Origin of the sequence: Xanthobacter versatilis (genome assembly GCF_043193975.1) — a bacterium.
Classification (GTDB): Bacteria; Pseudomonadota; Alphaproteobacteria; order Rhizobiales; family Xanthobacteraceae; genus Xanthobacter; species Xanthobacter autotrophicus_E.
In genome coordinates this window covers 193,269-205,241 of the sequence record NZ_JBAFVB010000003.1, presented here as the reverse complement: position 1 = coordinate 205,241, position 11,973 = coordinate 193,269, and the positions used below count along the sequence as shown (strand labels likewise).

Sequence of the window (11,973 nt, the reverse complement as noted above, 5' to 3'; positions counted from 1 at the left end):
GGAGGAGCCGCTATGGCGCGCGCCCAGACCGCCTATTTGTCCCGCAGCGAGGTGCCGGCCCGCCCGGCGCTGCAAAAGGCCCTCGACGCCCTCAAGCTGAAGCTGGTGCTGGATGACGGCTACGTGCCGTTCGAATCATTCGGCTACCTGCCCTGCACCCTCGACGGCGAGGATGCCGGCTTCGCCCTGCGCTTCAGCGACGTGGACGCCGGCGCCGCCCGATCCGCCACGCTGGCCGAGGCCCTTGGCGGCCGGGACGTTGCCCTGGACTTCAAATGGAGCGGCGACGTGCGCGAGCAGGTGAGCGCCATGGGCGTGTGCGCAGCGCTCGCCGGCAGCTTCGGCGCGCTCGTTCACGATCCGGACAAGGATGTGATTCTCGACGCCGCCAAGCTGCTTGCCCGCGCCAGGGCCGGGCTGGAGGAGCTTTGACCGGCGCCCCGGACACGTGCGCGAGACCCGAGCGGACATGAAAAGGGGCGCCGAAGCGCCCCTTCAGGACCGGCGTGTAACCGCGATCACTTCTTGGCGGGGTCGGCCGCGGGAGCCGGCGCGGCGGGAGCAGCAGGCGCCGCCGGAGCAGCAGGCGCCGCCGGAGCAGGCGCCGCAGCCGCGGCCTTCTCGATCTTGGCATCGGTGCGCAGCTTGGTGACGAGGTCCGCCTGGGCCTTGCGCACGAGGTACTGCTCCACCTGGTCCGACACCTGATCATAGGTGGGAACCGGCTTCTGGCGCTTGTCCTCCACCTTGATGACATGCCAGCCGAACTGGCTCTTCACCGGGTCGGAGACCTGGCCCTTGTCCAGCTTGAAGGCGGCCTCGGCGAACTCGGGCACCATCTGGTCCTTGGTGAAATAGCCGAGATCCCCGCCGTCCTCGGCGCTGTCCTTGGAATAGTCCTTGGCGAGCTTGGCGAAATCCTCGCCGGCCTTGGCCTTCTTGGCGATTTCCTTGGCCTTGGCCTCGTCGTCCACCAGGATGTGGCGGGCGCGGACCTCGGCCTCGGCGGGCGCGGACTTGACGAACTCGTCATAAGTCTTGTGCTTGGCCTCTTCGGAAACCGCCTTCTTGGCTTCCTGGGTCATCAGCGTTTCCATGAGCGCCTTGGTGCGGGCATAGGCGATGCGCTGCTGGAAATCCGGCGACTGGTCGAGCTTCTGCGCCTCGGCTGCTTTGGCCAGCAGGGTCATGTCGGTGAGGAAGGACAGGACATATTCCTCCCGCTGCGCGCCCTGGAGCTGGGGCGGCAGGCCGGCGCCGATGTCCTCGAGGGCGATGGTCACGTCGCTCTGGCGGATGGGCGTCCCGTTGACGGTCGCGACCACGGTGTCAGGGGCCGGCGCCGCCTGCGTCGCGGCGGGGGGAGCGGCCGGGGCGGCCCCCTGCGCGAGCGCCGCCGAGACGGACGCGACGGAGACGGTCGCGGCGAGCGCGGCGGCGAAAAGACGGGTTTTGGCGGAACGCATCATGGGTCCGGTTTCCTCGGGATGTCTTCGGGCGGGCCGAAGCGGGGCGCAACCTCGCTTAGCTCTCCTCAGCTGACAAGAGGGCATTGTTGGGGCATAGAGCGACTGGAAAAGCGCGCTGCGGGGCTTTCGTTCCCTCGCGCGAGCCTGTATAAGGCGCGCCTTCCATCGGGAATGCTGGCCGTTCAGCGCGCCCCGGGCGAACCGCTCCAAGCGGCTCGCGTCTGGGCTCAACCTTCGGTGCGTTCGCGATCACAAGTTCGCCAATTCACAAGTTGGCCAAGTCGGCAGCGCGCCTTGTTCCAGCGATCACGCCGCGCTTGCCACGTTATGTCGTTCAGGAGTTTGGACAATGGCTGTCCCGAAGAGAAAGACCTCGCCGTCCCGCCGTGGCATGCGCCGCTCGGCCGACGCGCTGAAGCAGCCCACCTATGTGGAAGACAAGGATTCGGGCGAGCTGCGCCGTCCCCACCACCTGGACCTGAAGACCGGCATGTACCGCGGTCGCCAGATCCTGAAGCCCAAGGCCGAAGCCTGAGGCTTTAAGCGCGCGCGCCGGCTTTCCGGCGCCGCCAGGAGCACGGCCTGCGCCGAAGGTGCCGGCCGATGCTTCGCGTCTTTGTGATTCGAGTCCCGCGGCTCCGGGCGGGTTTGCCCGGGCCGGGGTGCAGCAGGGCCACGGGCTCCGGACCAACCGGCTCCGAACCCTCCAAGGCCCGCCTTGCGGCCCTGCGCCTTGCCGCACGCTGTGCGGAGATCCACGGTCCTCTGCGCCCAATGTCGCTACGCGGGACTGTGACGTTCCGCCGACCGTGACTTTCCGCCTTCGATGTGGCACCCATCCGCAGCGCAAGAGCACGCGCCGATCAGGTTGCACCGCAATCTGGGAGGATGAGCGCGCCCGCGCACAGCGGCCCGAGGAGCACATATGCTGACGCCCGTCCCGTTGCTGATCGTCCCCCTCGCGATCTACAACATCATCACCTTCCTGATGCCCGGCATCTCGTGGTCCACCGTACTGACCACGATCTCGATGCTTTCCGGTGCGGAATGGACCATCAGCATGGCGGAGGCGTTCATCGCGCTCAGCCTGTTCTTCTTGTTTTTCGAAATCCTGAAGGCGACGCGGATCACCCACCGCTCCATCGTCGATCACATGCTGTCCATGCTGGTGTTCGTGATCGGCATAACGGAGTTTCTGCTGGTGCGGCAGGCGGGCAATTCTGTGTTCGCGATCCTGCTGTGCATCATGCTGCTGGACGTGATCGCCGGATTCTCGGTCTCGGTCCGGGTCGCCCAGCGCGACTTCTCCGTCGAGCCGCGGGAATAGGGCGCAACCGGATCAGTGTTCAGCCCATAATCCGGGAACAAGCAGGCACGGCAATGCGCGCGCGGAACAGCAAGGCCGCAAGAACAGGCACGCCGCAAAAATGATCACGTCGCGCACTCCGCCCGCTGCGCGGAGAATCACGCGACGCTATCAACAATAGAAATCAGAAGCGACGTGCTGGATCGTCCGCGGCTGCATGATGCTTTACACGCCGGATGATCTCACTCACCGCAGGAGGTGCGGCGAGAAGGGCCGGCGCAGGGCTTCGCGCCGCGCCGGCTCCTGGATTCAGCTATCCGAGCCTTCCGGCTTCGACTCGCTCTTCGGCTCGCTCTTGGGCACCAACTGCTCAAGCTTGGCCTGCATGTCAGCCATCTGGCGCTTGAGCGCGTCGAGATCGTCGCTGCGCTCGGCCACCGGAACGGCGGGCGTCTGGGCAGGCGGCGTCGGCGCAACGGTTCCCGCCGGCTCCTCGCCCTTGGGGAAGGGCAGGAACATGTGGAAAGCGCGCTCAAACATTTCCATGTTGCGGCGCACATGATCGTCGAGCCCGATGAAGCTCGGCCCCGTCATCGTCTTGGCCACGTGCTCGCGGAACTTCCCCTGATCTTTGGTGAAGCTGTCGATGGAGGCTTCGAGGTAACGTGGCACCAGCATCTGCATGCTGTCGCCATAAAAGCGGATGATCTGGCGCAGAAACGCGATGGGCAGAAGATTCTGTCCCTTGTTTTCCTGCTCGAAGATAATCTGCGTCAGCACCGAGTGAGTGATGTCGTCGCCGTTCTTGGCGTCATACACCACGAAGTCCTCCCCCTCCTTCACCATGTTGGCGAGGTCTTCAAGGGTCACATAGGTGCTCGTGCCCGTGTTGTAGAGACGGCGGTTGGCGTATTTCTTGATGGTGACTGGCTCTTGCGATTTTGCCATTGTCCGGTCATCCGTTTTCCTTGGGTGCTGCCGCAGGTTAAGGCGTTTCCCAGTGCAGAGCTACCACTTTGTGTGCGCCGCGCACCGGCCTTTTTGCAATGCGCGCCAGTGTCATCGGGCTGTCGCCCAGACGAAGGTTCAATTTGCGTGCGGGGCCCTCCCTTGCAATGAGGTGGGTCATTGACACATGGTCGGCCCCGGCCACGATAGGGGCCGGTACTTTTCACGGCACTGGCAGCACCGCACTGGCAACGAGGCGCAAAGCCGCCCGCCCGATCTTCCCCAGGAGAGACACCCATGAAGGACGAGGTCGTCATCGTCAGCGCAGCGCGCACCCCGGTCGGGTCGTTCAACGGCGCGCTCGCGCCGTTGCCCGCCCATGAGCTGGGCGCGATCGCCATCAAGGCGGCGCTGGAGCGCGCCGGACTTCCCGCCGATACCGTCAGCGAAGTGATTCTCGGTCAGGTGCTGACTGCAGCCCAAGGCCAGAACCCCGCCCGCCAGGCCTCGCTGAAGGCCGGCCTGCCCATCGGCGTCCCGGCGTGGGAAGTGCAGATGGTGTGCGGCTCCGGGCTGCGCTCCGTGGCGCTGGGCGCTCAGGCCATCGTCAACGGCGACAGCGAAATCGTCGTGGCCGGCGGCCAGGAATCCATGAGCCAGTCCACCCACGCGGCCCACGTGCGCAACGGCACCCGCATGGGCGGCCTCGAGTTCGTGGACACCATGATCAAGGACGGCCTGTGGGATGCCTTCAATGGCTACCACATGGGCAACACCGCCGAGAACGTGGCGCGCCAGTTCCAGATCACCCGCCAGGAGCAGGACGAGTTCGCCGTCGCTTCCCAGAACAAGGCGGAAGCGGCCCAGAAGGGCGGCAAGTTCAAGGAGGAGATCGTCCCCGTCACCATCTCCACCCGCAAGGGCGACGTGGTGGTGGACCAGGACGAATACATCCGCCACGGTGCCAGCATCGAGGCCATGACCAAGCTGAAGCCCGCCTTCGCCAAGGACGGCACGGTGACCGCCGGCAACGCCTCCGGCATCAATGACGGCGCCGCCGCCGTGGTGCTCATGAGCGCCGCCAAGGCCAAGGCCGAGGGCCGCACCCCGCTGGCCCGCATCGTCTCCTGGGCGCAGGCCGGCGTCGATCCGTCGATCATGGGCACGGGCCCCATCCCCGCCTCCCGCCTCGCGCTGGAGAAGGCCGGCTGGAGCGCCTCGGACCTCGACCTGGTGGAAGCCAACGAGGCCTTCGCCGCCCAGGCCATCGCCGTGAACAAGGACCTCGGCTGGGATACCAGCAAGGTGAACGTGAACGGCGGCGCCATCGCCATCGGCCACCCCATCGGCGCCTCGGGCACCCGCATCCTGGTGACCCTGCTGCACGAGATGCAGAAGCGCGACGCCAAGAAGGGCCTTGCCACCCTGTGCATCGGCGGCGGCATGGGCATCGCCATGTGCCTTGCGCGGGACTGAGGGCCTCGCGGGGGACTGATCCCGCCTGAAGCGCTGCGCGTGTGACACCGCTGTCCGGCTCGCCGGGCGGCATGACTCCACAACCGAAACGCGCACAACCGGGCCGCGACGTTCCATCGCGGCCCGCCGTTTCCCAACGGAATTTGAGACTTGCTAAACCGCCGGAGCGTGGCTCGACCCGCTCCGGATCACGGGGGAAGTGTCGTCAGGTCGAGCCAATAGAGTGAGGAGGGAACCATGGGACGCGTCGCGTTGGTCACGGGCGGCACGCGTGGAATCGGCGAAGCGATCTCGGTGGCGCTGAAAGCCGCCGGCTACAAGGTCGCTGCGAACTATGCCGGTAACGACGAGGCAGCCAAGGCGTTCACCGAGAAGACCGGCATTGCCGCCTTCAAGTGGGACGTGTCCGATTTCGAATCCTGCAAGGCAGGCATCGCCAAGGTGGAGGCCGAGCTCGGTCCGGTCGAAGTGCTGGTGAACAACGCCGGCATCACCCGCGACGGTCAGTTCCACAAGATGTCGCTGGAGCAGTGGAGCGCGGTGATCAACACCAACCTCAACTCCGCCTTCAACATGACCCGCCCGGTCATCGAGGGCATGCGCGAGCGCAAGTTCGGCCGCATCATCTGCATCTCGTCCATCAACGGGCAGAAGGGCCAGTTCGGCCAGACCAACTATTCGGCCGCCAAGGCCGGCGAGATCGGCTTCGTGAAGGCGCTCGCCCAGGAGAGCGCCCGCTTCGGCATCACGGTGAACGCCATCGCCCCCGGCTACATCGGCACCGAGATGGTGCGCGCCGTGCCGGCCGAGGCGCTGGCCAAGATCGTGGCGACCATTCCGGTGGGCCGTCTCGGCGAGCCGGAGGACATCGCCCGCGCCGTGGTGTTCCTTGCGTCCGACGACGCCGGCTTCATCAGCGGCTCGACCATGACGGTGAACGGCGCCCAGTACATCACCTGAGACCGACATCGGTTCCAGCACCGCAACACCGCCATGCCCCGGCTCGTCCGGGGCATGTGCGTTTTTGGGGGTCGTCGCGCGCCCTCACACCACCAGGGTCTGGAGCAGCGCCCGGACCGGATCGGGGATCGGCACCGGCTTCTGGCTGGCGCGGTCCACATAGACGTGGACGAAATGCCCCTGCGCTGCCGCCCGCGGGTCCTCGCCCTGGAACAGCGCGATCTCGTAGCGCACCGACGAGGAACCGAGCTTCGCCACCCGCATGCCGGCCCGGACCGGGGCCGGATAGGTGAGGCTGCGGAAATAGGTGCAGCGCGTCTCCACCACCAGGCCGATGATGGGGCTGGTCTGCGGGTCCAGCAGGCCGGCGGAGACCAGTTGCTCGTTCACCACCGTATCGAAGTAGGAATAATAGACCACGTTGTTCACGTGGCCGTAGACATCCACGTCCGCCCAGCGCGTGGTGATGGGCAGCACATGGGAAAAGCCGTCGATCAGAACCGGCTCTTCCCGTCCCCCGCCCTTTTCGTTCCCCTGGCCCGCCTGCCCGCTCATCCGCATCCCCCCGTGCTGAAGCCGCATCTGCGGCCTGCCTTTGTACCGTCCCAACCGGCGGGAATGCACCCTGTTGCGGCGTCGGCCCGCAAAGCTGGACGGGAGGGCGGCGCTCAGCCCTTGTTCGCGCCGGCGGGCGGAAGCGGCACTTCAAGGGCGCCAAGGGCATCGGCCAGGCGCATCTTGGCGGAGCCGGGGCGCAGCGGCTTCTGCTGGCTTTCGTGGGGCGCCCAGCCGGACAGGAACACGATCTCGAACGTGGCCCGCACCCGCCCGTCCGGATCAGCGAATCGCTCGGTGTAGACTTCCGCCGCCCGAAGCAGCGTCGCGCGGCGCAGGGGCACGCGGCGGCGCTCCAGCAGCGCGTTGGCCGCGCCCATGCGGCGCAAATCCGAAAACAGGGAGAAGGGCGAGCCGTAGCGCACCACCACGCGGTCCACGTCGGTGACCGGCAGGGCAAACCCCGCGCGCTGGAGTAGGGCGCCGAGGTCCCGCACATCCGCAAACGGCGCGACGCGCGGGGACAGGCCCCCGGTGGTCTCGCTCTCAGCGATGGCAAAGGCCTGCCTCAGCTCGGACAGGCTGCCGCCTCCCAGCAGCGCAGCCATGAACAGCCCGTCCGGCTTCAGCGCCCGGCGCACCTGGGCAAGGACGCCGGGCAGGTCGTTCACGCTCTGCAGCGACAGGGCGGACACCACGAGATCCAGCGATCCGGCGGCGAACGGCAGCGCCTCCTCGTCCGCCACCACGCCGGGCGCGGAAAGTCCCGCCTCTAGCGGCGCGGCGCGGAACAGGTGCCCCACCGCCGCTTGGCCGGCGAGCGCACGGGCCAGCGCGGGGGTGGGCGTGCCGAGATCCACCGCCGTCTCGAACTGCCGCTTCACCGCCGCCAGCCGGTCCGCCATGTCCTCCGCCGCCCGCTCCAGCAGGAAGGGCTCGGGGCCAAGGCGCGCGGCCCGCTCCAGGCGGCGACGCAGCAGGGACCGGTCGAAGACGAGATGGGGCGCATCGCCGGTGGTAGTGCTGATGGCATCGCTCATGAGCCGCATATAGGGCCTCGCGCGCAGCGATGCGAGCGCGCGTACCACGCGCGGCGGCGCCTCCCACGCCGAACCTTGCCGTCCTGATTAAAGCTGCCTTTCGTTTCCGGCTTATTGATCCCTTCCCGGGGGCCGGTTACAGCCGGGCCTGAAATGAATGAATGGCCCCAAAAGGCGGGCCGCGGGAGAACGCCATGACCTCTGCGACCCTGTCCGACCGGGACATCCTCCTCGCTTTGTTCGATGCAGGGCTCGCCGCGGCGCTTCCGGAAGGAAAGTTCAAGGATCGCCTGCCCGCCCCGCCGAAAGGCCGCACCATTGTCATCGGTGCCGGCAAGGCCTCGGCCCGCATGGCCCGCGCCTTCGAGGAAGAGTGGGGCCACCCGTGCGAGGGGCTTATCGTCACGCGCTACGGCCATGGCTGCGAGACCCGCCATATCGAGATCGTGGAAGCCTCCCACCCGGTGCCGGACCAGGCCGGGCTCGACGCCGCCCGCCGCATCCTGGAGCTGGCGAAGGGCGCGGGGCCGGACGATCTGGTGGTCTGCCTCATGTCGGGGGGCGCCTCCTCGCTCCTCACCATGCCGGCGGAGGGTCTGACCCTGGCCGACAAGCAGGCGCTGAACGGCGCGCTGCTGAAATCCGGCGCGCCCATCGGCGTGATGAACCAGGTGCGCAAATCGCTCTCCGCCATCAAGGGCGGGCGCCTTGCCGCCGCCATCGCCCCGGCTCGGGCGGTGACCTACCTCATCTCCGACGTGCCGGGCGATGACCCCGGCACCATCGGCTCCGGCCCCACCATTCCCGAGGCCTCCGACCCGGAGGGTGTGCTCGGCCTGATGCGCGCGTGGGGCATCGAGGTGACGGACAAGCTGGAGCAGGTCATCCGCGCCAACACCGTGCCCGGCGATGCCCTCCCCGGGCAGGAGGTGCACATGATCGCCACTCCGCTGATGGCGCTGAAAGCGGCGGAAGCGAAGGCGCGCGAACTCGGCATCACCCCCCTCATCCTCGGCGACGCGATCGAGGGCGAGGCGCGGGAGGCCGCCATCGTGTTCGCCGGCATCGCCAATTGCACCGCCTCCCACGGGCTTCCGGCGGCCGCGCCCTGCGTGCTGCTGTCCGGCGGCGAGACCACCGTGACCGTGCGCGGCAAGGGAAGGGGCGGACGCAGCGTGGAATTCCTGCTGGCCCTCGCCATCGCGCTGAAGGGCCGGGCCGGCATCTCCGCCGTCTCCTGCGATACGGACGGGGTGGACGGCACCGAGGACAATGCCGGCGCGTGGTTCGACGCCGCTATCCTGGAAGAGGCCGCTGCGCGCGGGCTGAAGCCCGCCGACTTCCTCGCCAACAATGACGGCTACAGCTTCTTCTCCGCCCTCGACCGGCTGGTGATCACCGGCCCGACCTTGACGAACGTCAATGATTTCAGGGCGATCCTTGTGCGATAGACGCTGCCCCGGTTTCATTGCGGCGGGGCTGTGGCCAAGGCCTGCCCCTGCGGCGCAGCCGCGCTGCGCTGCGCGCATACCGCGTCTTTTTCACATAAAATCATATGGTTATGCGGAAAACTATGTTTTTCGGGTAGAAGGTTAACCTATTGGTCAAGGTCAACCCCATTGACCTTTGCTGCAGTGCACATAAATTCCGCCGTGGAGGAACCGGGGGGCTCCCAAGACGCCAAGTCTGGAGACCACAATGACCGTTGAGGTCACACCGGGGATCATCCGCAAGCTGTGGACCGGAGAGGCCGGAATATTCCGGGACCATCTCCTTCGGCTCGATACTGAGAGCCGTCGGTTCAGGTTCGGCTCTGCGGTGTCTGCCGAATTCATCGAGCGCTACGCGTCGCGGGTGTTCCGCACGGGTGCGATCGTGCATGGCTGCTTTGTGGACGGCGAACTGCGCGCAGCAGCCGAGCTTTATCCCATGGGCGACGTTCTGCCCGGAGAGGCGGAAGCCGCCTTCAGCGTGGAGCAGGAGTTCCAGAACCACGGCCTCGGCAGCCAGCTGCTGGAGCGCGTGATCCTGAGCGCCCGCAACCGCGGGATCCGTACCTTGTGCATGAACTGCCTCGCCCACAACCGGCGAATGCAGCAGATCGCGCGCAAGTTCGACGCCGAATTGAGTTTCGACACCGACGAAGTGGTCGCCGAGCTCACCGCCCCCTTCCCCACCGCGCTGTCCCTGGCGCAGGAAGCGGCGGCGGATGCCCAGGGCATGGCCGGCGCCGTGCTGCAGGCCCAGCGCATGGCCACCGGACGGTTGTTCCACTGGCTGATGCCTGACCCGGCTCCGGTCGAGCCCGAGCTGGAACCGAGCTGACAAGATCCCGTCTGCCCCGACAGGACGAAAGAGGCGGCGCCCCATCCGGCGCCGCCTTTTTCAATGGGCGACGCTCTTCGAGAGCAGGTTGATCACCATCACCCCGGCGATGATCAGGCCGAGCCCGATCAGGGCCGGCAGATCGAGCCTCTGGCCGTACCACAGCCACGCGATGGCGGTGACCAGCACGATTCCCACCCCCGACCAGATGGCATAGGCGATGCCCACCGGCATGGTCTTCAGCGTCAGCGACAGGCAGAAGAAGGCGGCCGCATAGCCCACGACCACGAGCACCGAAGGGCCCGGCCGGGTGAAGCTCTCCGTTGCCTTGAGGGCCGAGGTGGCGATGACCTCGGCGACGATGGCGATGATGAGAAAAAGATAGCTCATGGCGTCAGGATTCCGGGACGGCCGCTGCGCCGCTGCCGAGAGAAGAGGCGGCGCCGGGCAATCCTGTCAATGCGGCGCTCACGCTCGCCGACGGATTGGAAAAGGCGATGCGGGGCGGCACCGATCGGATATGGTCGCAGCTCCGCGATCGTCCAGGTCGCCGCCCGCCAGTTCCCCGGCCTGCCAGACCCGCTCCGCCATGACCCGCCCCGTCAAGACCCGCCCCACCAAGACCCCTGCCCCATGACCGTCAACCCCACTCCCGCCGTCACCCCGCCAGATCCCGCCTTCGAGGCCAAGGTCCGCGAGAGCTTCGCGCGCCAGCCCTTCATGGCGACCCTGGGCGCCGCGCTCGGCGCGGTGGAGCCGGGGCGGGTGGAAGTGGTTCTGCCCTATGGGGAGGGCGTCACCCAGCAGCACGGTTTCTTCCACGGCGGTGCCATCGGCGCCATTGCCGATACGGCGGGGGGATACGCCGCCTTCACCCTGTTCCCGCCGAACTCCACCGTGCTCACCGTGGAATACAAGATCAACATCATGGCGCCCGGCAAAGGCGAACGCCTGATCGCGGTGGGCGAGGTGACCCGTTCTGGGCGCACCCTCACCATCGTGCGGGTGGATGTGTATGCGCAGGCCGGCGAAACGCGCACCCATTGCGCCACCGCCACCCAGACCCTCATCTGCCTTCACGGCAAAAGCGACCGCCCCAACGACCTTCGCGCCGAGGGCTGATGCGCTTTCCCACCCCGCTCATTCCGGGCCGCCTCATCCGCCGCTACAAGCGCTTCCTCGCCGACGTGGTGCTGGCCGACGGCACCGAGACCACCGTCCACGTGGCCAATTCCGGCGCCATGCTGGGGCTGGATGCGCCCGGCAGCAGGGTGTGGCTGTCGCGTGCCGCCAACCTCGCCCGCAAGCTGCCGCTCAGCTGGGAGCTGGTGGAGGCGGATTTCGGCTCCGGCCCAGAGATGGTGGGGGTCAACACCATGCACCCCAACCTGCTGGTGGCCGAGGCCATCGCCGCCGGGGCGGTGCCGGCGCTCTCCGGCTACGCCCGCCTGCGGCGCGAGGTGAAGTATGGACTGTCCAGCCGCATCGACATCCAGCTGGAGGACGAGGCCCGGCCGCTCTGCCTCGTGGAGGTGAAAAATGTTCACCTCATGCGGACCCCGGGCTACGCCGAGTTCCCCGATTGCGTCACCGCGCGCGGCGCCAAGCACCTCGAGGAGCTGGGCGCGGAGGCCGACAAGGGCAACCGCGCCGTCATGGTCTATCTGAGCCAGATCGGCTCCGCCCGCAGCATCGGCCTCGCCCGCGATCTCGATCCCGCCTATGGCCGCGCCTTCGACCGGGCGCGGGAGCGGGGTGTCGAGGCTATCGGCCTGGTCTGCCGCATCGATCCCGAGGGCATCGAGGTGGCCGACATCATTCCCATGACCGGATAAGCCCCCCTCCCCCTTCGTCAGGGTGCGCCGCGCATGGACAGGCCCGGCGCGGCGCGCCA

At 67.5% G+C, this 11,973-nt stretch carries 14 protein-coding genes; 9 read left to right on the top strand and 5 right to left on the bottom strand.

Features of this window, described 5'->3' with window-relative positions; translation table 11 throughout:
* Positions 1 to 12 precede the first annotated feature (12 nt).
* Positions 13 to 432: a hypothetical protein gene (locus V5F66_RS08475; RefSeq protein WP_394093635.1), complete on the top strand. Its 420-nt coding sequence runs from the start codon at positions 13 to 15 to the stop codon at positions 430 to 432.
* A gap of 86 nt (positions 433 to 518) precedes the next feature.
* Here the strand turns inward: V5F66_RS08475 and V5F66_RS08470 are convergent, their stop codons facing one another.
* Positions 519 to 1,469, bottom strand: coding sequence for a peptidylprolyl isomerase (locus V5F66_RS08470; protein ID WP_394093634.1), 951 nt, complete (start codon positions 1,467 to 1,469; stop codon positions 519 to 521).
* 349 nt (positions 1,470 to 1,818) lie between these two features.
* Between V5F66_RS08470 and rpmF the strand changes: the two genes are divergently transcribed.
* Both rpmF and V5F66_RS08460 read left to right on the top strand, forming a co-directional pair.
* The gene (gene rpmF, locus V5F66_RS08465; protein ID WP_012115088.1) at positions 1,819 to 2,004 is read left to right on the top strand and encodes a 50S ribosomal protein L32; all 186 of its coding nucleotides are present in this window, start codon (positions 1,819 to 1,821) and stop codon (positions 2,002 to 2,004) included.
* Positions 2,005 to 2,394: 390 nt separating this feature from the next.
* Positions 2,395 to 2,796 carry a hypothetical protein gene (locus V5F66_RS08460; protein ID WP_012115087.1) on the top strand — a complete coding sequence of 134 codons (402 nt, stop codon included), beginning with the start codon at positions 2,395 to 2,397 and terminating at the stop codon, positions 2,794 to 2,796.
* 288 nt (positions 2,797 to 3,084) lie between these two features.
* On the opposite strand, the gene phaR is transcribed toward V5F66_RS08460, so the two are convergent.
* On the bottom strand, positions 3,085 to 3,723 hold the full coding sequence (gene phaR, locus V5F66_RS08455; RefSeq protein WP_012115086.1) for a polyhydroxyalkanoate synthesis repressor PhaR: 639 nt from the start codon (positions 3,721 to 3,723) through the stop codon (positions 3,085 to 3,087).
* 297 nt (positions 3,724 to 4,020) lie between these two features.
* On the opposite strand from phaR, the gene V5F66_RS08450 reads away from it, so the two are divergent.
* Both V5F66_RS08450 and phbB read left to right on the top strand, forming a co-directional pair.
* Complete coding sequence (locus V5F66_RS08450) at positions 4,021 to 5,199, top strand: acetyl-CoA C-acetyltransferase (RefSeq protein WP_012115085.1); 1,179 nt, start codon at positions 4,021 to 4,023, stop codon at positions 5,197 to 5,199.
* Positions 5,200 to 5,436: 237 nt separating this feature from the next.
* Complete coding sequence (phbB, locus tag V5F66_RS08445) at positions 5,437 to 6,159, top strand: acetoacetyl-CoA reductase (RefSeq protein ID WP_012115084.1); 723 nt, start codon at positions 5,437 to 5,439, stop codon at positions 6,157 to 6,159.
* 84 nt (positions 6,160 to 6,243) lie between these two features.
* On the opposite strand, the gene V5F66_RS08440 is transcribed toward phbB, so the two are convergent.
* Both V5F66_RS08440 and V5F66_RS08435 read right to left on the bottom strand, forming a co-directional pair.
* A complete protein-coding gene (locus V5F66_RS08440) occupies positions 6,244 to 6,714 on the bottom strand; it encodes an acyl-CoA thioesterase (protein WP_012115083.1) in 471 nt (156 codons plus the stop codon).
* Positions 6,715 to 6,827: 113 nt separating this feature from the next.
* On the bottom strand, positions 6,828 to 7,763 hold the full coding sequence (locus tag V5F66_RS08435; protein WP_394093633.1) for a methyltransferase domain-containing protein: 936 nt from the start codon (positions 7,761 to 7,763) through the stop codon (positions 6,828 to 6,830).
* A gap of 185 nt (positions 7,764 to 7,948) precedes the next feature.
* Here V5F66_RS08435 and V5F66_RS08430 point away from each other — a divergent pair, with 185 nt between their 5' ends.
* Positions 7,949 to 9,205, top strand: coding sequence for a glycerate kinase type-2 family protein (locus tag V5F66_RS08430; protein ID WP_394051641.1), 1,257 nt, complete (start codon positions 7,949 to 7,951; stop codon positions 9,203 to 9,205).
* A 247-nt stretch (positions 9,206 to 9,452) separates the two neighbouring features.
* Positions 9,453 to 10,079, top strand: a complete 627-nt coding sequence (locus V5F66_RS08425; RefSeq protein WP_394093632.1) for a GNAT family N-acetyltransferase — start codon at positions 9,453 to 9,455, stop codon at positions 10,077 to 10,079.
* A 60-nt stretch (positions 10,080 to 10,139) separates the two neighbouring features.
* On the opposite strand, the gene V5F66_RS08420 is transcribed toward V5F66_RS08425, so the two are convergent.
* A complete protein-coding gene (locus V5F66_RS08420) occupies positions 10,140 to 10,469 on the bottom strand; it encodes a DMT family transporter (protein WP_394093631.1) in 330 nt (109 codons plus the stop codon).
* A gap of 243 nt (positions 10,470 to 10,712) precedes the next feature.
* Between V5F66_RS08420 and V5F66_RS08415 the strand changes: the two genes are divergently transcribed.
* Both V5F66_RS08415 and sfsA read left to right on the top strand, forming a co-directional pair.
* Positions 10,713 to 11,201 carry a PaaI family thioesterase gene (locus V5F66_RS08415; RefSeq protein ID WP_394093630.1) on the top strand — a complete coding sequence of 163 codons (489 nt, stop codon included), beginning with the start codon at positions 10,713 to 10,715 and terminating at the stop codon, positions 11,199 to 11,201.
* Positions 11,201 to 11,914 (top strand): DNA/RNA nuclease SfsA, encoded by a 714-nt coding sequence (gene sfsA / locus V5F66_RS08410; protein WP_394051645.1) that lies wholly within the window; start codon positions 11,201 to 11,203, stop codon positions 11,912 to 11,914. Before V5F66_RS08415 ends, sfsA begins: the two co-directional genes overlap by 1 nt.
* Positions 11,915 to 11,973 lie beyond the last annotated feature (59 nt).